Origin of the sequence: Acinetobacter sp. YH01011 (genome assembly GCF_013420785.1) — a bacterium.
In the GTDB taxonomy this organism is placed as follows: domain Bacteria; phylum Pseudomonadota; class Gammaproteobacteria; order Pseudomonadales; family Moraxellaceae; genus Acinetobacter; species Acinetobacter towneri.
This window is the reverse complement of the sequence record NZ_VOYG01000005.1, coordinates 154,329-174,868: the sequence shown is the minus strand read 5'-3', so window position 1 is coordinate 174,868 and position 20,540 is coordinate 154,329. Positions and strand designations below refer to the sequence as shown.

Here is a 20,540-nt window from a genome sequence, read left to right as displayed (position 1 = left end):
TCCAATTCATTAACACATCCAACAATAACCATGTTTATGAATTTAAGGAGTGATGAATGAGCGAGCAAAGCCAAAAACACAGTTTCCAAGCCGAAGTGGCGCAGTTATTACATTTGGTGACCCATTCTCTTTATTCCAACCCTGAAATTTTCTTGCGTGAACTGATTTCTAACGCATCAGATGCCTGCGACAAATTACGTTTTGAGGGTATCAATCATCCTGAATATTATGAAAATGATCCTGATTTACGTGTGCGTATTCGTTTAGATCAAGATCAAAAAACCATAACCATTTCAGATAACGGCATTGGTTTAAGCCAACAGGAAGCGATTGAACATTTGGGTACCATTGCCAAATCGGGCACCAAAGATTTTATGTCGAAATTGACAGGCGATCAAAAAGCCGATGCGCAATTGATTGGTCAATTTGGTGTGGGTTTTTATTCAGGTTTTATCGTGGCGGATAAAATTACTGTGGAATCACGCCGTGCAGGATTGGCTGCAGATGAAGCCGTGCGTTGGAGCAGCACGGGTACTGGCGAGTTTGATGTCGAGCAAATTCACAAAGCAGAACGGGGTACCGATATTATTCTGCACTTGCGTGAAGATGCGCTGGATTATTTAGAAAGCTACAAAGTTAAGCAGATCATCAATAAATACTCTGATCACATCAGTTTGCCAATTCAAATGCAGAAAGAAGTATGGCAGCAAGAAGAAGCAGCTGAAGGTGAAACACCGAAAGCAGGTCAGTATGTGAAAACTGATGAGTGGGAAGCAATTAACTCGGCCAGTGCGTTGTGGACGCGCAATAAAAACGAAATTAGTGCAGAACAGTACATTGAGTTTTATAAAAACCTCAGCCACGATTTTGACGCACCATTGGCATGGGCGCATAACCGTGTTGAAGGCAGTACTGAATACACTCAGTTGTTGTATGTGCCAAGTAAAGCACCGCACAACATTTTTACTCGTGAAGCCAAAGCGGGGATTAAATTGTATGTGAAGCGCGTATTTATTATGGATGAGGCAGACAACCTGATCCCGAACTATCTACGTTTTGTACAAGGTGTGGTGGACAGCGCCGATTTGCCATTGAACGTGAGCCGTGAGTTATTGCAAGAAAGCCGTGATGTGAAAACCATCCGCGAAGGCAATACCCGTCGTGTGTTGACCATGTTGGACAATTTAGCCAAGTCTGAAGATGAAAAAGACCAAGAAAAATTTAAGCAATTCTATCAAGAATTTGGTTCAGTTTTAAAAGAAGGCTTAGGCGAAGACTTTGGCAACCGTGAACGTATCCTGAAATTATTACGCTACGCTACTTCAAGTAATGATGACATCAGTACCTCATTGGCGGACTATAAAGCGCGAATGAAAGAAGGTCAGAAAGCCATTTACTACGTTACGGCAGACAACTTGAACGCAGCAAAGCATTCTCCACAGTTGGAGTTGTTTAAGAAAAAAGGCATTGAAGTGTTGTTGATGGCAGAACGCGTAGACGAGTGGGCGATGAACTTTGTGCAGGAGTTTGATGGCACGCCAATGCAAAACGTATCTAAAGGTGCGGTTGATTTAGGCGATCTACAAGATGCTGAAGAGAAGAAAGCTTTAGACGCGGCTGCAGAACAATTTAAACCTGTGGTTGAGCAATTGTCTGCATCTTTAAGCGGTAAAACCAAAGAAGTGCGTGTGACTACACGTTTGGTTGATTCCCCTGCTTGTTTGGTAACAGGTGAAGGTGAACTGTCACCACAATTGATTCGTATGTTGAAGGATGCAGGGCAAGCTGTACCTGATATGAAGCCAATTTTAGAAATCAACCCAGAGCATCCTTTGGTGAAAAAATTACAGGACTCCAATCAATTTGATGATTTGGCGCATGTGATTTTTGATCAAGCTGTGATTGCTGAAGGTGGCTTGCCTGAAGACCCAGCGGAATATGTGAAACGTATTAATAGCTTACTGTTAAAGTAAGTCTGCTTTCGCATGAACATGATCGATGATGCGTTGTACAAATAATGCATCGTCATCTTGCAAGATCATCTTGCAAAAAAACCAAGTCCTGTTCGCAAGACTTGGTTTTTTAATTTGGCTTGATTGTAGATGTTACCTGTTTAGAAAATGGCTTCTAAACGCACTAAAGCACCGAGATAATGATTACGATCTGCGCGATCATCATTTAAATAATTGACATCGCCCTGAATAAAGAACCATTCACGTAAAAATGGTTGACGCCAAGAGACAAATGGCCCCCAACGATTTAAACGTAAGTCATCATCGTGATAATAACCGCCTGTATAAATGCCATAGTTAAAGCGGTTGCCTGCAAAGAATTGATGTTGTCTAAAGGTGTAGTTGTCCCAAACCAAATCATCATCTTGTTCATCGGCATAGGTCAGGCTAAATTGATTGGACAAGAAAGCCTGATTGGGGCGTGCGTGCGTGAGCTCCAAGTTGGTTCTGAGATAATTTTCACTGTCGATGCCATAACGATAAATTTGTTCGGCATGAAAAGAGAAATCATTTTCCAAAGTCCAGTCTTTAGAGGCTTTTAAACGCAGATAAATATCATCGCCAGAACGTACCCCTAAATCGACATCTGTTTCAAAAGGTAGACGCTCGGCAAAGTTCGACCAACGTAATGCCAGAGAACTGTTGTCTTCACGGCTACGTTTGCTGTCTACGGTTTTGTCTGCGTCATGCGCTGGGTTTTCGTTGGTAATGGCGACGTTATTTTGCAATTCGTTATCGAGCGAGTCATCACCAAATACCACACTGAGTTTATTTTCAAGCGCAGGCAGTTTGATTTTGCCACGAATACGAGGTTTGACTTCATATTCATTATGCTTATCCCAACTGCTATCGACCAAAACCCGCAAAGTGGCTGAGGCAGGCTGTTCAGGACTTGGTTCACCAAACCAGTTATCCAGTTTATGTGCTGTTTTATCTGCCCAATTGCGAATATTTTTTTGACGTTGATCGAACCAAGTTAAATGTTCCGTTTCTGCGGTGGGAGGTACAATGGATTCATTGGATTGTTCGGGTAACACCGTCGGTGTGGCATCAATCCAACGTGGAATCGTGTAATAAAAACCGTTTTTATCTGCTGCACTTGGCGGAGCGACAGGCAATTCATAAGGTGGCAGTGGCGTATGGGCTTGATCCACTGCTTGAGTTGATTCTTGTGCAAAAGTGGTGCCTGCGACCCCACTTAAGAGACAGCTTAATATAAAAGGCGATGTGTGCTTTATTCTTGACATTATTTACTGATCTTTAAGCCATTTTTGTTAGTGTTGAAAATCTATGAGATAAAAGCAAGACTTGGCTACAAAATCATAATATAAACGGCAGTTTTTAGGCAGAAACCTCTTTTTCTTGATACATTTGAAGTGCTTGGCATAACTGCAAAGCATCAATCGGTTGCTGTAATTGGGAGATGACTTTTTGAATCATTTGCCAACTAATACCTTGTTGTCGATCTAATAAAATGTGCGGTACAGCTTGTTCAGTACGGGACAGTTGTAAGCGCTTTTGACCATGAATCACACGAATTTTTTGTCGTTCTTTCAGTAAAATCAAAGGGGTATGACTCTGTGCTTCATTTTCTTCAAACTGGATAAATTTAGTAGTTTGAATGTGCTGTATCGGAATGAAAGGAAAATAATGCTCTTGCTGCCACACGATTTGAGCATCATGACTATAGCATTGAAAAAGCTGATCAAAATTAAATAAATGTTCTTGTAATTTTTCCCAAGAAATTTCACGTATTGCTGCAATTTCATGTTCAAACTGTTGGCAAAAGTTTTGAGTCAAACGAATCGCTTGCATTTGATCTAATGCGCCAAGCAGTACCACATATTTAATAAAGCGTCCTTGCGTATTGGTTTGTTCTGCTAAATATACCGCACGCGCCAACAGCTGTTGCTGGTCTTCTTCAGGATCAGACAAATGCACTAACACATCGGCATATTGCGTGACTTCTGGCGCTTCAGGCAAAAAGACCCGATACAACTGTGCTGACTCATTTTGACTAAGATTGAGCGCAGAAATGGGGCAACTATATTGGCTTAACAATAGATTATAAGCTGGGTTGACGCTTGGTTTTTGCGTGCCAGCCGTCATCTGGGCAGTATCTATTGTCGTTGCATCAGGCTGAGTTGTATTCAGTATTGCGTTGGAAATGATCGTTTGGTCTGCTGTCGGTTCAATTGTAAGTTCATCTTTAGCCACGTCCAAAACTTGAGTATCAGACGAGGCAACTTCTTCTGTAGCGATGTGGTCTCTAATAAAGTCAAATTGAATTGGCGAATCTACAGCTTTATTTTCTTCCAAGTCTGCAGTGACAAAGACTGGCTGAGTTTGTGCTGCTTCTATCGTTACAGTTTGAGCAGCTTCTAGCACAGCAGCTTGCTTGAGTTCTGCATCGGTTTGAAGGCAGTGATATTGTTGCTGCTGTTCCAACATCCAGCGATAGACCTGCTCTAAATCTTGAAACTCACTTAGTAAAGCAGTGCGGTCAGCAGCAGGAATTAACCAAATTTGCCAACCTGCTCTCGGTTGATACAAAATCGCCCAACCTGCTTCAGGCTGTTGATAAAGTACTGTTTCAAGTGCTTCAAGTTGTGTAAATACGCCACGAAAAGATTGTGCATATAAACTTTGTTCTGCAAAAGTTACCGCAGTTTGAATTGGATTTTGTGAGGCTTTAAATGTGAGCAACTGTTTTTGAAAAATCGGTTTATCGCACAGCATAAAAATTTCTTTAATGCGTGCTTTGGCTTTGGCTGTTTCATACAGACTGAGTCTTTTATGCGTTAAAGCATCAATTAAGTCGCGTAATTCTTTAATCAACAGTGATTTTTCTAGTGTATTCATTGATGCATACTTAAATATGTTGTTGTGCTTTTTCCAAATAATCTGCCAAGACAATATTCAGAGCCAATTCAATCAATTTATATTCTGCCGATTGTGGTTGAGGATAGCGTTTGGCTAATTCGATTAAATGGCTGACCTCAATCGCTTGAGGTGGAATTTTTCTTTGTATAAGTGCTTGAAGTTGTTGCATAGGCATCTGCTATAGCAATGAAAACAAAATCACTTTAATTATATGGATTTAATTAAAAAATACATGCTAAAAATTGTCAGCTTTTGTGCTTTTTTAGACATTATTGACAAAAAATGCGCTTTTTATATGAAAAATAATCAAAAAAATTTAAATCGCAGTGCCAAAAAAGTATTAGCAATTGGGTAGAACACAGTTTTTAGATGTTGCATGGACGATTTAAAGCAAATTTAGCATTAGAAAAACAAACAGCAGCCTGCTTTAGACTGCTGTTTGGGGAGAGAAATGGGAGAGATTAATACAGCTAAAATTAGTGGATAAAACGCGTAACTTAAGCTGCCTTTTGCGAAGTTGGTTCATTTACAACAGCTTCAGATGCAGCCGATTCTGTATTCACTTTTTGAGTTGGAAAATCAGGTACATGCACAATTTGAGCAGATACATTTGCAGCAATTGCTAAAAGTGAAACCATCAAAACAGATTTAAACATATTCATGGGAATATCCATCCAAAGTGTTAATGTCTAGGCAGAAGAATAGACATCGTAGGGAGATCAAACGAAATAAAAAATTCACATGAATCATAACAAAGTTTAAAATTTACAAAATGATCATTTCGGCAATTATTTTAAAAATAGCAATATAAAACAATATATTAGAGTTTTAGCTCTAGTTTTTTGTGTAGGCTTAAATGGTTGAGATGTCTGCAAAATTTGTATTTAGATAAGTCTGAAATGCGGGTGAATGGTGACAGTTTTTGACAGTGTGAAATCATGTAATGTTTTGGCTGTGATTGGTTAAACAGTCTAAAAATGCGGTTTTTTTAATCTATGATGGAATTCCAATAACGATAAAGGACAGTGAGAAAATCATGGCAATTGCAAAAGTAGTTGAAGTTAATTCAAGCAGTACAAAAAGTTTTGAAGACGCGATTCAGACTGGAATCGCTAAAGTGACAGAAACAATTAAAAATGTCCAAGGGGCGTGGATTAACGAACAAAAAGTGGTGGTTAAAGACAATCAAATCACGGAGTATCGGGTCAATTTAAAAATCAGCTTCTTGGTTGAATAACACCTCGCTTCATTAACGAAGCATAGTAAGATGACAACTAACCGAAGCATGGTTGCGGGGCAAAGCTGGAACTTTGACCCATTTTAAAAGCACAAAAAAATCCCGTAATGGGATTTTTTTGTACGTCTAATCAGCCGGAAGAACACTATTCAGCCTTGTCTGTATTTCAATCTTAAGCTTTAGGTTCAGATACATCGCATTGTTCTGCATCGCAGCTTGCTGCATCTTCAAGCTCTAGCTCGCTTGCTGTTTCAAGGGCTTTTTGCAGAACTTGCACAAAAACTTCGCGTGGCTGCGCACCTGCTAAAGCAATACGCTGATCAAATACGAAGAACGGTACGCCAGTGACGTTTAATTGTTCACGTGCAACTTCTTGGTCAAATTTTACAAAGTCGGCATATTCGTCAGAATCCAAAACATCATCCACTTCTACAGGGTTCAGCCCAATACGTGATGCAACATCTTCTAGTGTTTCACGCTCGCCAATTGCCAAACCTTGAGTCATATAGCTATAGAAAAAAGCTTCTTTGGCTTCGCTGCCCAAGCCTTTACTTTGCGCCAAATGCACCAAACGATGGGCATTAAAGGTATTGCCTGAATTGGCATTTTCCCATTGAAAGTCAATGCCTTCAGCTTTTGCCATTTCGGCAATATTACGCTGCATGTCTTCTACTTCGGCAAGGCTGCGCCCATATTTTTGTGCCAAACGCTCTGAATTGGACACTTCCTGACGCGGTGGCGCATCTGGATCGAGTTCAAAACTGTGCCAATGCACTTCTAATTCTACACCTGCTTCTTCAGCAGCAGCCTCTAAACGTTTTTTGCCGATATAGCAAAACGGGCAAACAATATCTGACCAAATATCAACGCGCATGAACAATCTCAAATTCTGTTTTTTACTAAGATGGGGATGTTACATAAAATTTAAAGCATAAAGCGATGCTAAACTTATTTTTGAGCATCTGGTCAAATAGCGTCATGGATACAGAATCATATAAAGGTATAAATGAATTGATTTATTTCACTATATTCTAATGGCTGCATTAGAAAATAAGCATAAAATGCTATACAAATGTGACAGGCTTCACGCTAAGATATTGCAAATACTAAAAAATAAGAGGGCACGCATGCGACGTATAGTGCTAATTATAGGATGTGCAACGCTGCTGATTTTTGGCGGGATGTTTTATCAATATCAACAGCAGCAAAAACAAGTCACTCAATTGCATGCTTATCAAAATGTGATTTATGAAAAAGCCGAACAAATTTTTGTACAGGCACAGGATTGGTCTAAGCCGATTCAAATTGACTTAAAAGATAATCGTTTAGATGGCGACTATCAAATTATGGCGAGTTTTGTCTTGAGTCACATGGTGCAAAGTGCCGAAGCGCGCAATAGCTATTTACGTGAATTAAAAGCCTTGAATTGGGATCAGTTTTTAGATCCTCAACGACTTGCTGCAGATAAAAAACAAGACTATGCCGATACCGAAGCCATGTTGGTGCAAGTACGTGCCATGGTAGAGCTGTATCAGGAACATTTAGAACAGCATGAAGCGATGGCTTTGGAGCAGATTGAGAATCTTGAAATCAATCATAATTTGCGCCGTCATTTAGCAGAATCTTTGCTAGAAAGCCGCCATAATGACCAAGGACACGCATTATTTGAATTGGAAAAGAAAAATTTGGGTAAGGCGTATGTGTTGTTTGCAATTTTAAAAAACAATAAATGGGAGCTCAAAAACAATACCTTCATGTTCTATGAAGATGCAGCCTTGAAAGAATTTAATGCGGTATATCAAGAGATGGTGCAGCTCAATACGCAAATGCAAGAGATCACTCAGCAGCATCAGCGGGCACTGGAAAGCAAGTTGTAAGGTCTGGCAAATCCTTACATCAAATTGTCAAAAGAATGTCATCTGCCGTTCAAATCTCTTGCCTAAACTGTGCCTGTTGATTTAATTGCTCAGCTAGGCAGGTCCAATATGAACAGCATTCAAGTCTTTGATGATATTCAACAACTGTATTTGCAATTCTTAGAAAATAAAAACTACCCGAAACTCGAAAATTTAAATAATTGGGGCAAGAACCGTTACTTCTTTAATCAGCACTTTCGTTTGGTTGAAGATTGGCATCAGACTGAACAAATTGTGATTGAATTTAATCAACAATATTATTGCTTGGATACAGGCAGCGCCCCAGACTTTATGGATAAAGAACGCTATATGACATGGTTGATGGGGGAGTTGTTGGTTTAAGCCGTGCAGGTAAATCACAACTGATCAGCCATCTAGTCTTCAAGATAACAATGCAAAAGAATAAAATTTAAAAATTAGAACAGCTCAAAACAACAAAATAAAAAATCCCCGCATGATGCGAGGATTTTTTTATTACGAAGACTTTTTACACACGCTCAATAATTGTCGCGATACCTTGACCAAGACCGATACACATGGTCGCAAGACCAATTTGCGTGTCTTGTTGTTCCATCACGTTCAATAACGTGGTGGTGATACGCGTACCTGAACAACCCAATGGGTGACCGAGTGCAATTGCACCACCGTTCAAGTTCACACGATCTTGCTGATCATAAATGCCTAAGCCTTTTAGAACAGATAGACCTTGTGCAGCAAACGCTTCGTTTAATTCAAAGGTTTGAATGTCTGCAATTGACAAGCCCGCACGTTTAAGTGCTTTTTGCGTTGCAGGTACTGGGCCATAACCCATGATTGCTGCATCACAGCCTGCAACGGCCATAGAGCGAATCACCGCACGTGGTTTCAAACCTAATGCTTGTGCACGTTCAGCAGACATAAGCAACATCGCAGAAGCACCATCAGACAATGCTGAAGATGTCGCCGCAGTTACGGTACCGCCTTTCGGATCAAATACAGGACGTAAAGCTTGGAATGCTTCAAGGTTAGCATCTGGACGAATCACTTCGTCGATGTCGCATAGTTGTTTAAAGCCGTTTGCATCATGACCTTCAATGCCAATGATTTCGTTTTTAAAACGGCCTTCTTGCGTTGCAGCCCATGCACGACGGTGTGATTCCACACCAAAGGCATCTTGCTCTTCACGAGAAATACCGTTCATGCGACCCAACATTTCAGCAGTTAAGCCCATCATGTTTGAGGCTTTGGCATAGTGCTTCGATGCAGCAGGGTTGATGTCGATACCGTGCATCATGCCCACATGGCCCATGTGCTCTACACCACCAATGATGAAAATATCACCCTGATTGGTTGCAATTTGTGCCGCAGCGGTGTGGATCGCTTGCATTGAAGAACCACACAGACGGTTTACAGTTTGACCCGCTACTGTTTTTGGAAGATCAGCCAATAAAGCAATATTACGACCAATGTTCATACCTTGTTCTAGGGTTTGGTTAACACAGCCCCAGATCACATCTTCAACTTCGTTGACATCAAACTGGTTACGAGCAACTAAAGCACGAACCAATTCAGCCGATAGACTGTCAGCACGTACATTGCGGAACATACCGTTTTTGGTTTTACCCATTGCAGAACGTACGCCATCAACGATGACAACGTCACGTGGATTTAAAGTAGCCATTCACGTTGCTCCTTAACCGTAGAATTTTTTGTTGTTAGCAGCCATGTCACGCAACATTTGTGGCGCTTCATAAGCTTTTCCTAAGTGTGCATACTTGTCGCAAAGCGCAACATATTCAGCAACACCTGTTTGGTCGATGTAACGGCATGGACCACCACGGAATGGAGGGAAACCTACGCCCATAATCATCGCCATATCTGCTTCAGATGGTGTCGCTACGATGTTGTCTTCTAAGCAACGTACAGTTTCGTTACAGAACGCAAGCATCATACGGTCAATGATTTCTTGTGCATCAAATTCGCGTTTTTCAGATATTGCGACAGATGCTACAAGCTCATACGCAGTTGGGTCGACCACTTTGGCTTTCTTGCCTTTACGATCCAATTCATATTTGTAGAAACCTACGTCATTCTTTTGACCAAGACGTTTGTTTTCGTACATGACTTGGATTGAGCCTTTATAGTCTGGCTTCATGCGGTCTGGGAAACCTTCTGCCATGACTTCTGCACCGTGAACGCCCGTGTCGATACCAACAACGTCCATCAGGTAAGCAGGGCCCATTGGCCAGCCGAATTTTTCCATGACTTTGTCAACTTGCTGGAAGTCTGCGCCATCTTTAAGTAACAAGTCGAATGCACCAAAGTAAGGGAACAATACGCGGTTCACCAAGAAGCCTGGGCAGTCATTCACTACGATTGGTGTTTTACCCATTTTCTGAGCAAGCACCACAGTAGTCGCAATCGCTTCAGGTGAAGTTTTTTCACCACGAATCACTTCTACCAATGGCATCATGTGCACTGGGTTAAAGAAGTGCATGCCGACAAAGTTTTCTGGACGTTGTAGGTTTTCTGCCAAACGTGTAATCGAAATGGTTGATGTGTTTGACGCGATAATGGTGTTTTCACGTACTGATTTTTCAGTTTCAGCCAACACAATGCCTTTGACTTTCGGATTCTCAGTCACGGCTTCAATCACGATATCTACTTCTTTAAACTCGTCATAGCTTAAAGTTGGGCGGATACGTGCCAAAGTTTCACCCATTTTGGCAGGTGTCATTTTTTTACGTTCAACTTGTTTGGTCAGCAATTTGTTTGCTTCAGACATCCCCAATGCCAATTGTGGATTGCCAATGTCTTTCATGATAATTGGTGTGCCTTTGCTTGCCGCTTGGTAAGCAATACCGCCACCCATGATACCTGCGCCGAGTACAGCCGCTTGGTTAACAGGATGCGCACCTTTTTCATATTTTTTCGAGGTCTTCTTCACCACTTGGTCGTTGATGAACAAGCCAATCAACGCGCCTGCTTGTGGCGTTACCGCAGCTTTAGCAAAGCCTTCCGCTTCCGCTTTGAGTGCGTCATTACGTGGCAAGCTTGCACCTGCTTGTAAAGAATCAAGCATGAGTTTTGGTGCAGGGTATTGTGCAGGATTCGCTTTGGCTAATACCGCACCTTTTGCAGTGTTGAACGCCATCATTTGTTCAAGTGGGTTCAATTTCACTGGGTCTAATTTTTCTTGGCGTTTTGCTTTCCAGTCCAAACGACCTGCAATGGCTTGTTTAACCAAATCAAGCGCAGCCGCTTGTAATTGATCTGCAGCAACTACAGCATCTACAGCACCGTCTTTAAGTGCAGCATCAGGACGTTTAGGGTTGGCCATTGCCATCCATTCAACCGCATTGTCGATACCAATAACGCGGCTTAAACGAACCGTACCACCAAAGCCCGGGAAAATACCGAGTTTGATTTCTGGTAAGCCCACTTGTGCTTGGTCTGACATGACACGGTAGTCACATACCAAACACATTTCAAAGCCACCGCCCAATGCCATACCATTGATTGCAGCAACTTTAGGAATCTCTAAATCTTCAAAAGCATTGAAGATGTCGTGAACAGGCAATGCCCAATCCACAATGGCTTGTTCGCCTTGAGCGAAGTTTGCGCCAAATTCGGTGATGTCTGCACCCACGATAAAGGTTGATTTCGCAGAAGTGACGATTAAACCTTTCACTTCATTGTTTGCTTTAACAGCCTCAATCGCAGCTTTAAAGTCTTCAATCGTTGCACGGTTAAATTTGTTGACCGACTCACCTTGTAAGTCAAAGCGGAATTCTGCAATTCCGTCCGAAAGCATTTGGACGGTAATGGCATTGCCAGCGTGGATCATGCCTGATCTCCTTTATTTTGGAGGACTTCTAAGTTGATGTTATGAAGCGTGTGCGATAGTCCTGCACACATATATGCCTCGCTAATCTTACGATAACTATATCGAAAAAAAATATAGCAAGTTGTATCAAGCCGTGACGCAAGGGTCATGATTTTTCTCATAGCGCGGAATTGCTTTTTGACCCGATTTTAAAATCCTATGTTTAAAGCAAGATGAAAGTGATTGTTTTCTCTTTTATTTTTAATCAGGTTGTATTGCATTTTCGATTTAGAAAAGCTTGATAAATAGATGTTATCAGTGGGTTGTTTTGGACAGAAAAGTAAATCCCTTGTTTTGATGATAAGTTTTAAAGCATGAAGTCGATAGGTTTGGACAGCGACTTGCAATGCTGTGTTCTATTTTCTGCTATCACCTTATGCGCTGAAATTGAGTAGAATATGCGACATTTTGAATTTTAGCTGTTTTCAGCAATTTAGGTTGTTCTATGTTGAAGTGGATTATTTTGGCGATTTTTATCGCTTCAGCGCTGTATATTCAACAGCGCGGCAAGGTGCGTCATAGTTTTTATCGTCAGTTTTTTGACCATTCTACCATCCTCGCACCGATCAACTATTTAATGTATTTGTTCTCTAAAGTACCAAATCAACCGTATATCGACACCCAGCACTTTCAAGATTTAAAGGTTTTGGATGACAATTGGGAAATGATTCGTGATGAAGCCAAAGCTTTATATGAACAGGGTGGTATTAAAGCTTCAAGTACTTACGATGATTTGGGTTTTAACTCATTCTTTAAAACAGGCTGGAAGCGCTTTTACTTAAAATGGTATGACTCCGCGCATCCATCAGCAGCAGAATTATGTCCAAAAACCACAGCATTATTAAAAACTTTGCCTAGCATTAAGGCGGCGATGTTTACTGAACTAGCGCCCGACAGTCGTTTAGTGCGTCATCGCGACCCGTATGCAGGTTCATTGCGTTACCACTTGGGATTGATGACACCAAATGATGACCGTTGTTTTATTGATGTCGATGGTGAGCGGTATTCATGGCGTGATGGTGAAAGTGTGGTGTTTGATGAAACCTATATTCACTATGCTGAAAATGGCACTTCTCAAAACCGTATTATTTTCTTTGCCGATGTCGAGCGTCCGTTAAAATCTCGCTGGATGCAAAAGTTTAATCACTGGTTTGGCAAAAATGTGATGACCGCAGCAAGCTCTCCGAATGAAGCAGGCGATCAGACGGGTGGCTTAAATAAAGTCTTTGGCTATGTCTATCAAGTGCGTTTAAAAGCCAAGGCTTTAAAAGCTAAAAATAGTCGTGTGTACTATTTCTTAAAATGGTTTTTAATGCTCGGGATTTTCTTCTTAATTTTTATTCGCCCTTATGTGTTTTAGAGTATCACAACGCCTTTCGGGGCGTTTTTTTATGACATTTTTGAGCAATTTCAGCAACGAGCTTTAATCCAGACCTACTTTTATGTATAGAATGAAGTAAATAGGGGAATTTTTATGCAAACGTTTCGTTCTAAAAAAGATTGGTGGGTTTTGGCTTTTGTGATTTGTATGTCTGGTCTATTGATTCAGTTATTGCTGACCATGTACGCCAAAGGCACGATGCCAGCATTTCCTGTGCACACAGGGGTGTATTTCATTACCATTTTTGTGTTGTGGTGGCCTGTGTTCAATACGCGCTATCAGGTCGATGCAGAACGCTTGCAGATCCGTTGCATGTTTTTAAAATGGGACATTCCACGCGACAGTATTCAAAAAATATCTAAAACCAATAATTCGGTAGCGTCACCTGCTTTGTCGCTGAAGCGTTTAAAAATTGATTATCTTCTAGCGGGGCAGCCAAAATTTGTATTGGTTTCACCTAAAGATCAGACCAAATTTAGTCAAGCCTTGGGAATGGAAATTACCGACTAATCCCTAGGCTTTTTAAGCAAAAATAAGCATCAAAACTTTGAGGATGAGCAGAGTGGTATTCTCAAGATTCACGCAGTATAAGTCGCGGGTTTATTCTATTTTGAGGTGCAATTGATTTGCACTGCAATCTACCCATATTTCCGATTTTTCAGGATGACTTAAAAAATACAAAGCTAAAATAGGCTCAAGTTCGGTACGAATTTTGCGCCCCAAATGCCGTGCGCCGTAACGAATATCATGCCCCTGATAAAAATAGGCTTTAGCTGCTGCAGTCAGTTCGACTTGGCGCTGTTGATGCTGCAGGCGATGGTTTAACTTTTCCAATTCAATTTCAACCAATTGCGGCAGGGCATCAGCAGATACCGCTTGATAATGCAAACTACGGTCAATCCGATTTAAAAATTCAGGGTCAAATTTACGCTGCATGACTTTTTCAATGATCCGTTGTGTGGGCATGCGTTTTAAGCACAGTTGTTGTACTTTTTGCGGCAACAGATTCAATTTATCTAAGTATTGTTGTGCGGCTTGAGCACCCACATTGCTGGTCATAAAAATCATGCAATTGCGAAAGTCGATGGTTTTGGTGCCTGCAGTCAGGGTCAGTTTGCCTGTATCTAGCACATTCATTAAGCCACGTATCACTTCGCTTGAGGCTTTTTCCAGTTCATCAAATAACATAATGCCTGGGCGGGTGTGCGAACCTGCAATCGCAGTTTCATCAAATAAACTATGGCCTTCTTTAGAGCCGACATAGCCAGGAGGCGCGCCTGTGAGTGCAGCCGCATAGTGTTCCTGCGCCAAGGTATTCATATCAATGCGGCAGAAGGCATCGGGGCGACCATAAATGGCTTCGGCAATCAGGCGCACCGTTTCGGTCTTGCCAACACCTGTCGGGCCAAGCATTAAAGTCACTGAAAGTGGTCGCTCTGTGCTGGAGAAATCGGCCTTGACCACATACAGCATTTTTTCGATTTCATTCAGCGCTGCATCTTGTCCAATAATCCGTTGACGTAACAATTGCATGACTTGTGTAGGTTCAAAATGAAAGCGCGGCTTGCCAATCAAACGGTCTTTGGCGGATACATACTGATGTGTACTGATCGGCTGGGACGTTGCGGATTGAATGGTCGGTATGCCGTGTGGTGCGGTCGTCATCCTGCACTTTCCTTCTGCTGACAAGATGCCTGAGCATAGCAAATCTTGTGTTGCCGACTGATCGTTTTTAGCACTGAGCTGATCGTTTTAGTGGATAGATCATGCGCTATGCCACAGGATAAAGCTTGAAAAAATCAGATAAAGCAGCACATCATGTAAAGAATGTAGCAAGAATAGGATGACTCGTGAACCCAAACGCAGGTGAGCATATCGAGAAAATTTTGGCAAATATGACCCAATTGCCAGGGGTTTACCGTATGTTGGGTAAAGACGGGGAGTTGTTATATGTCGGCAAAGCCAAAAATTTAAAAAACCGAGTGTCGAGTTATTTTGTCAAAACCATCGAGCATCCTAAAACGCAGGCTTTAGTGGCGCGTATTTATGATATTGAAACTTTGGTGGTGCGTTCCGAAACTGAAGCGTTATTGCTTGAACAAAATCTGATTAAGCTGCATCGTCCACCGTACAATATTATGCTGCGCGATGATAAGTCCTATGTTTATATTTTTGTGTCGGCAGATCAGCCTTATCCGCGTATTGCCAGTGGACGCGGCAAAGGCAAGCATCAGATAGGCAAGTTTTTTGGGCCTTATCCGAGTGCGTACAATGCCCGCGATACTTTGGTGGTGTTACAAAAACTGTTTAATGTGCGGCAGTGTGAAAACAGTTATTTTGCTCAACGGCAGCGTCCGTGTTTGCAATATCAGATCAAACGCTGTTCGGCACCGTGTGTAGGATTGATTTCGCCCGAAGAATATAAAGAAGATGTTAATAATTCGATTCGATTTTTACAGGGCGATAGTAAAGAACTGAATCAGCAATTGATTGCCAAAATGGAAGCTGCAGCCGAAGCGTTGGAATTTGAAAAAGCAGTCTTTTACCGTGACCGTATGGCTTTGTTGCGTGATGTGCAGGCACAGCAAGCCATTTATAAACTCAAAGGCGAAGCCGATATTATCGCAATTGCTTATCAGGCAGGTGTGACCTGTGTGCAAATTATGCATGTGCGCAATGGCAAAATGCTGGGCGGTAAAAGCTATTTTCCTGATATGTTGGGCGATGATTTGGGGCAAATGTTGGCCGATTTTATTGCCAACTTTTACTTTCAGGTGGCCGATGAAATTCCAGCGGAATTGATTGTTAATGTGGAAGTGGCAGATTGCAAAGAGTTGGAACAAGCCTTACAGCAACACTTCGATAAAAAAATTCAAATTAAACATAAAGTGCGTGAAACCCGTGCCGAGTGGCAAGAATTGGCACAAATGAATGTGCAGCATGCCATTAAAGGTAAACTCGCCAATCACTTTGAATTAAATGAGCGTTTTCATCAGTTAGAGCAAGTGGTTGGACGCCCGATTGATCGGATTGAATGTTTTGATATTTCGCACACTATGGGCGAAGACACTGTGGCATCTTGCGTGGTATTTGACAGTGGTGGTATTCGCAAACGTGATTATCGACAATTTTCAATTCAGGATATTCAGGCTGGAGATGACTATGCTGCCATGCGCCAAGCTTTAACGCGCCGTTATAAAAAAGCCATGCTGCCCGATTTATTGCTGATTGATGGCGGTAAAGGGCAGTTGAATATGGCGATGGAGGTCATGCAGGAGTTAGGATTGGATGCCTTTATGATTGGGGTGTCCAAAGGCGAAGGACGCAAACCTGGTCTAGAAACGCTACATTTTACCGATGGCAGCAAAATTCAGCTGCCTGAAGATCATAAGGCGCTGCATTTGATTCAGCAGGTACGTGATGAAGCACACCGATTTGCAATTACCAAGCACCGTGCCAAGCGCGATAAAAAACGTGGCTCATCAATACTTGAAGTGATTCCGGGCTTAGGGCCAAAACGTCGTCGTGATTTACTCACCCATTTTGGTGGCATACAAGGTGTCCTGAAAGCTTCTGAAAAAGAGTTGACTTTAGTACCCGGACTGGGTGAAGTAATGGCGCGTACGATTTATAAAGTGCTGCATGAATGACTAAATTTCCTGCCTCATGCCTTATATTAGCTAAAAATCTTGCGAGATATATCTCTCACGTCGCAAACATAGACGAATTGTCAACAGACCCTATTTACTGCATAAAAAGCAGTATTTTCTACAAAGGTAAATAGCAAAAAAGTGCATTGACTCTGTCGTCATTGAACATTCACATCAGATCGAAACCCTGTAATATCAACCACAACATTGTTTAAGGAAAAGCTATGTCGTTGCTACAGACCTATCAAGCCATTGCCGAGCAAGAATGGATAGACATCCCGCTTGGGTGGTTACAGGGGCGCACTATTTATGGTGGATTGGTGGCAGGTTTGATGATGCAAAAAGCCCAGCTTTGTATTGCCGATCCGAAAAAGCGCTTGCTAAGCAGCAGTGTCACGTTTGTCGGACCTGTGCAACAAGGTCGGGCACGGCTCACGGCGGAAATTCTGCGTGAAGGCAAATCTGTGACCAGTGTCGAAGTTCGTTTATGGCAGGATGATGCAGTACAAAGCATTTTAATTGCCAGTTTTGGTGCGGCACGTGAATCCAGCATTGTGGTGCAACAAGAACGTACTGCGCCCAATTTTCCACCTGCAACGGAATTGCCTGTTACACAGCATCATCCTTTAGCACCTGAATGTTTTCAGCAGATGGATTTGGTTTGGTCTGAAGGACAATATCCGTTTACTGCTAGTCATAAACCTGATTTTGCAGGCTGGATGCGTTTTAACCCAAAACAGCATACGAATCGTGCCATGACCATTGCCGATTTGATGGTGGCTTTTGATATGTGGCCGCCTGGAGTACTGCCGATGTTTGAGCAGCTCGCTCCTGCCAGTTCACTGACTTGGCATGTGACCTATGTCAATCCTTTGCAAAATCAGCTGCAAGATTGGATGAAATATAAAGTTTTTACCGATCATGCTAGCGGTGGTTATGCCACAGAATATGCGCACTTATGGGATGATCAGGATCGGCTAATAGCGATTGCCCGACAGACCATCACCGTGTTTGCCTAGTGACACCTACTAGCATTTCGTATAAAGTGAAGCCTATTCACGATGACAAATCCTCAAAAAACTTGTGAATATGCAGCGTAAAGAGGGGAAACATTGGCGGTGTCTATGACAACAGGTCGTATCCTGAACATTCCAAATATATTAACTTTGGCTCGAATCGCCTTGATTCCTGTTTTTTTGTTGGTGGCGTATTGGCCGCCTGCAATGGGCGTAAATGGTTATGATGGTGGCATGACGCGTCATATTATTTTGACGTCTATTTTTGTGATTGCTGCTGTGACCGACTGGTTTGATGGCTATTTGGCACGTACTTTGAATCAGACCTCTGCATTTGGGCGCTTTTTAGACCCTGTGGCCGATAAACTTATGGTCGCTGCGGCATTGATTGTTTTAGTGCAATGGCAACCGACTATTTCTATGGCTTTTGCCGCGATTGTAATTATTTCCCGTGAAATTACCGTATCTGCCTTACGAGAGTGGATGGCTGAACTCGGCGCACGTACCAGTGTGGCGGTGTCTACAGTGGGGAAATATAAAACAGCATTCCAAATGATTGCGATTTCAGTGTTCTTATTGAACTGGCAACCATTGGAAATGGTGGCTTATTTGTTGCTCTATACTGCTGTAATTCTAACGCTTTGGTCGATGTTTATTTATTTAAAAGCGGCATGGCCATATTTGAAACAACCTTAAATATCGTGATTCTTCATTAAAAAGTGCTTCTGATTGAAGCACTTTTTGATTAACTATGGGTTTCTTCCTCGGCATCATCCTCATAAGTTTTGGCAATTTTTTCAATATTTAAACTTTTTGCCATCGCATCAAAAATTTCTTTATAAACCCCATTTTGATGATAAAGCGCATCATGTTCGCCATGTTCCGCAATCCTGCCATCTTTCATGACATAGGTGTAATCGGCATCAATAATTTGCGATAAGCTATGTGAAATGATGATGACCGTACGCCCTTGTTTAACTTCATCGAGGCTTTGTTTGATTTGTTCGGTTGCAATGGCATCCAGACTAGCAGTCGGTTCATCTAAAAAAATAATAGGTGGATTTTTCAGGAACATACGTGCAAGGGCAATCCGTTGTTGTTGACCGCCTGAAAGCATGAGGGCATCTGCGTCATAAGCCTGAGGCAATTGCAAAATTTGTTCGTGAATAGAGGCTTTTTGGGCTGCCAGAATCACATCTTCCAAGCTTGCATCAGTTTTGCCATAACGAATATTTTCAAAAATAGAGCCTTGGAAAATATGATTTTTTTGCAAAACCAAGCCGATATGGTCACGCAAATATTGAGTGTCGATGTGGTTAATATCAATCCCATCGAGCTGAATTGTTCCCTGTTGTGGTTCATAGAATTTATCTAATAAACTGATCAGGGTAGATTTTCCTGCCCCCGACAATCCCACCAATGCGGTAATTTTATTGGGCTGAATCTGCATTTGAATGTCTTTGAGTGCATGATGTCCATTCGGATAAAAAAAGTTTACCTGTTGCAGATCAAACTGCCCGCGAATGACTGGCTTTTGTGTACCACTCGGCTCGATTTCATCATCGGCTTCCAGAATTTGGAAGAAGCTTTCTGAATAGATCATGGCATCATTCACTTCATCATAAATACGATGCAATGAACGGATTGGCGCAGAAACGTTGCTAAACAGCAACACGTGATACATGATCATGCCAATGCTCATTTGCCCATCCAAGACAAAATAAGCCGTTAAAATAATAATCAGCACCACGCCAATTTGTTCAATAAAGCTTTTTAAACCATCAAATAAAAAACTGGTTTGGCGGGTCTGCATTTGATTGTGGGTCAGTTTTTTCTGCAGGGTGAGTTGTTTTTCTGCTTCAATGCTTTCTCTGTTAAATGATTTAATCACGGTAATTGAGTTGATGATGCTGAGAATCCCTTGGCTTTTTTTCTCACGTCCATCACGTAAATTACGTCGCCAGCTTCCTAGTTTTTGTGCCTGCTGATAGGTCAGCCAAAAATAAATAGGCACAATGAGTGTCGCGACCAAGCCCACATAAAAATTGGCATAATACATTAAGCCCAAAGCCACAATTGCACTGGTAAAGAGTGGCAAAATATCAATAAAGAAAATTTGCACTAAGCGGGTGAGCGAACCAATGCCACGATCTATACGTGTTTGTAATTTACCTGCTTGGTTGTTGTCCTGATTAAAAAAGGCCAGTCGATAACGCAAAAATTTCTCAATAATGCCCTGTGCCAAATCTTGTGACACAAAAATGCGTAGTTTTTCACCATAAAACTTCTGTCCAAACTGCACAAAGGCATTGATGATTTCTTTACCCAGCAAAATGGCTGAAATGGTGATTAAAATGTGCCAGCCTGCAGACAGACCTTGTCCTGCCTCAATTAAGGCGTTAATACGGTCAACAGCGTATTGTAAAGTTAGTGCATTGACTTGAGCTGTTAATGAGCCGATGAGCGTTAAAACTAAGGTAGCAATCACCAAGAGCTGATAAGGTCGAACGAAGGGACGCAATTTTTGAAATAAATGCCATAAATTCATAAGCTATTATTGTTATAAGAACGATGATTTTA

General features: G+C 41.7%; 18 protein-coding genes. 9 read left to right on the top strand and 9 right to left on the bottom strand.

The genetic code is table 11. The features are described 5' to 3' along the window. The first annotated feature begins 56 nt into the window (after window positions 1-56). Entirely contained in the window at window positions 57-1,973 is a 1,917-nt protein-coding gene (gene htpG / locus FTT78_RS04770) for a molecular chaperone HtpG (protein ID WP_180043871.1), read from the top strand. Window positions 1,974-2,113: 140 nt separating this feature from the next. On the opposite strand, the gene FTT78_RS04765 is transcribed toward htpG, so the two are convergent. The 4 genes from FTT78_RS04765 to FTT78_RS04750 form a co-directional block, all read right to left on the bottom strand. After that, window positions 2,114-3,259, bottom strand: a complete 1,146-nt coding sequence (locus tag FTT78_RS04765) for a hypothetical protein (RefSeq protein WP_179989529.1) — start codon at window positions 3,257-3,259, stop codon at window positions 2,114-2,116. Between the two features lie 94 nt (window positions 3,260-3,353). Next, complete coding sequence (locus FTT78_RS04760; RefSeq protein ID WP_180043873.1) at window positions 3,354-4,874, bottom strand: hypothetical protein; 1,521 nt, start codon at window positions 4,872-4,874, stop codon at window positions 3,354-3,356. Window positions 4,875-4,884: 10 nt separating this feature from the next. Further along, window positions 4,885-5,064, bottom strand: a complete 180-nt coding sequence (locus FTT78_RS04755) for a hypothetical protein (protein WP_004975807.1) — start codon at window positions 5,062-5,064, stop codon at window positions 4,885-4,887. 328 nt (window positions 5,065-5,392) lie between these two features. After that, entirely contained in the window at window positions 5,393-5,557 is a 165-nt protein-coding gene (locus tag FTT78_RS04750) for a hypothetical protein (protein WP_019836107.1), read from the bottom strand. Window positions 5,558-5,931: 374 nt separating this feature from the next. Between FTT78_RS04750 and FTT78_RS04745 the strand changes: the two genes are divergently transcribed. After that, entirely contained in the window at window positions 5,932-6,132 is a 201-nt protein-coding gene (locus FTT78_RS04745; RefSeq protein ID WP_004975809.1) for a dodecin family protein, read from the top strand. A gap of 172 nt (window positions 6,133-6,304) precedes the next feature. Here FTT78_RS04745 and FTT78_RS04740 read toward each other — a convergent pair whose 3' ends face one another. Then, entirely contained in the window at window positions 6,305-7,006 is a 702-nt protein-coding gene (locus FTT78_RS04740; protein WP_004975810.1) for a DsbA family protein, read from the bottom strand. Between the two features lie 253 nt (window positions 7,007-7,259). On the opposite strand from FTT78_RS04740, the gene FTT78_RS04735 reads away from it, so the two are divergent. Both FTT78_RS04735 and FTT78_RS04730 read left to right on the top strand, forming a co-directional pair. Next, entirely contained in the window at window positions 7,260-8,009 is a 750-nt protein-coding gene (locus tag FTT78_RS04735; protein ID WP_104852942.1) for a hypothetical protein, read from the top strand. A gap of 108 nt (window positions 8,010-8,117) precedes the next feature. Then, window positions 8,118-8,390, top strand: coding sequence for a hypothetical protein (locus tag FTT78_RS04730; RefSeq protein ID WP_004975814.1), 273 nt, complete (start codon window positions 8,118-8,120; stop codon window positions 8,388-8,390). Window positions 8,391-8,535: 145 nt separating this feature from the next. On the opposite strand, the gene fadA is transcribed toward FTT78_RS04730, so the two are convergent. Both fadA and fadB read right to left on the bottom strand, forming a co-directional pair. After that, the gene (fadA, locus tag FTT78_RS04725) at window positions 8,536-9,708 is read right to left on the bottom strand and encodes an acetyl-CoA C-acyltransferase FadA (protein WP_180043875.1); all 1,173 of its coding nucleotides are present in this window, start codon (window positions 9,706-9,708) and stop codon (window positions 8,536-8,538) included. Between the two features lie 12 nt (window positions 9,709-9,720). Further along, a complete protein-coding gene (gene fadB / locus FTT78_RS04720) occupies window positions 9,721-11,874 on the bottom strand; it encodes a fatty acid oxidation complex subunit alpha FadB (protein WP_180043877.1) in 2,154 nt (717 codons plus the stop codon). 484 nt (window positions 11,875-12,358) lie between these two features. Between fadB and lpxO the strand changes: the two genes are divergently transcribed. Beyond that, entirely contained in the window at window positions 12,359-13,273 is a 915-nt protein-coding gene (lpxO, locus tag FTT78_RS04715) for a lipid A hydroxylase LpxO (protein ID WP_178318334.1), read from the top strand. Between the two features lie 114 nt (window positions 13,274-13,387). Continuing rightward, on the top strand, window positions 13,388-13,804 hold the full coding sequence (locus FTT78_RS04710; protein ID WP_131260939.1) for a PH domain-containing protein: 417 nt from the start codon (window positions 13,388-13,390) through the stop codon (window positions 13,802-13,804). 90 nt (window positions 13,805-13,894) lie between these two features. Here the strand turns inward: FTT78_RS04710 and FTT78_RS04705 are convergent, their stop codons facing one another. After that, window positions 13,895-14,959: an AAA family ATPase gene (locus FTT78_RS04705; RefSeq protein WP_178318335.1), complete on the bottom strand. Its 1,065-nt coding sequence runs from the start codon at window positions 14,957-14,959 to the stop codon at window positions 13,895-13,897. A gap of 185 nt (window positions 14,960-15,144) precedes the next feature. On the opposite strand from FTT78_RS04705, the gene uvrC reads away from it, so the two are divergent. The 3 genes from uvrC (at window position 15,145) to pgsA (ending at window position 18,656) form a co-directional block, all read left to right on the top strand. Further along, window positions 15,145-16,944, top strand: coding sequence for an excinuclease ABC subunit UvrC (gene uvrC, locus FTT78_RS04700; RefSeq protein ID WP_004975832.1), 1,800 nt, complete (start codon window positions 15,145-15,147; stop codon window positions 16,942-16,944). Window positions 16,945-17,168: 224 nt separating this feature from the next. Beyond that, entirely contained in the window at window positions 17,169-17,963 is a 795-nt protein-coding gene (locus tag FTT78_RS04695; protein ID WP_096901351.1) for a thioesterase family protein, read from the top strand. Window positions 17,964-18,068: 105 nt separating this feature from the next. Next, complete coding sequence (gene pgsA, locus FTT78_RS04690) at window positions 18,069-18,656, top strand: CDP-diacylglycerol--glycerol-3-phosphate 3-phosphatidyltransferase (RefSeq protein ID WP_004975835.1); 588 nt, start codon at window positions 18,069-18,071, stop codon at window positions 18,654-18,656. 49 nt (window positions 18,657-18,705) lie between these two features. On the opposite strand, the gene FTT78_RS04685 is transcribed toward pgsA, so the two are convergent. Next, window positions 18,706-20,508, bottom strand: coding sequence for an ABC transporter ATP-binding protein (locus tag FTT78_RS04685; RefSeq protein WP_180043879.1), 1,803 nt, complete (start codon window positions 20,506-20,508; stop codon window positions 18,706-18,708). Between the last annotated feature and the right edge of the window lie 32 nt (window positions 20,509-20,540).

Bases quoted from the DNA above. Each gene is read 5' to 3' on its own strand.
- htpG (WP_180043871.1), top strand. From the start codon at position 57: ATGAGCGAGCAAAGCCAAAAACACAGTTTCCAAGCCGAAGTGGCGCAG.
- FTT78_RS04765 (WP_179989529.1), bottom strand. From the start codon at position 3,259: ATGTCAAGAATAAAGCACACATCGCCTTTTATATTAAGCTGTCTCTTA.
- FTT78_RS04760 (WP_180043873.1), bottom strand. From the start codon at position 4,874: ATGAATACACTAGAAAAATCACTGTTGATTAAAGAATTACGCGACTTA.
- FTT78_RS04755 (WP_004975807.1), bottom strand. From the start codon at position 5,064: ATGCAACAACTTCAAGCACTTATACAAAGAAAAATTCCACCTCAAGCG.
- FTT78_RS04750 (WP_019836107.1), bottom strand. From the start codon at position 5,557: ATGAATATGTTTAAATCTGTTTTGATGGTTTCACTTTTAGCAATTGCT.
- FTT78_RS04745 (WP_004975809.1), top strand. From the start codon at position 5,932: ATGGCAATTGCAAAAGTAGTTGAAGTTAATTCAAGCAGTACAAAAAGT.
- FTT78_RS04740 (WP_004975810.1), bottom strand. From the start codon at position 7,006: ATGCGCGTTGATATTTGGTCAGATATTGTTTGCCCGTTTTGCTATATC.
- FTT78_RS04735 (WP_104852942.1), top strand. From the start codon at position 7,260: ATGCGACGTATAGTGCTAATTATAGGATGTGCAACGCTGCTGATTTTT.
- FTT78_RS04730 (WP_004975814.1), top strand. From the start codon at position 8,118: ATGAACAGCATTCAAGTCTTTGATGATATTCAACAACTGTATTTGCAA.
- fadA (WP_180043875.1), bottom strand. From the start codon at position 9,708: ATGGCTACTTTAAATCCACGTGACGTTGTCATCGTTGATGGCGTACGT.
- fadB (WP_180043877.1), bottom strand. From the start codon at position 11,874: ATGATCCACGCTGGCAATGCCATTACCGTCCAAATGCTTTCGGACGGA.
- lpxO (WP_178318334.1), top strand. From the start codon at position 12,359: ATGTTGAAGTGGATTATTTTGGCGATTTTTATCGCTTCAGCGCTGTAT.
- FTT78_RS04710 (WP_131260939.1), top strand. From the start codon at position 13,388: ATGCAAACGTTTCGTTCTAAAAAAGATTGGTGGGTTTTGGCTTTTGTG.
- FTT78_RS04705 (WP_178318335.1), bottom strand. From the start codon at position 14,959: ATGACGACCGCACCACACGGCATACCGACCATTCAATCCGCAACGTCC.
- FTT78_RS04695 (WP_096901351.1), top strand. From the start codon at position 17,169: ATGTCGTTGCTACAGACCTATCAAGCCATTGCCGAGCAAGAATGGATA.
- pgsA (WP_004975835.1), top strand. From the start codon at position 18,069: ATGACAACAGGTCGTATCCTGAACATTCCAAATATATTAACTTTGGCT.
- FTT78_RS04685 (WP_180043879.1), bottom strand. From the start codon at position 20,508: ATGAATTTATGGCATTTATTTCAAAAATTGCGTCCCTTCGTTCGACCT.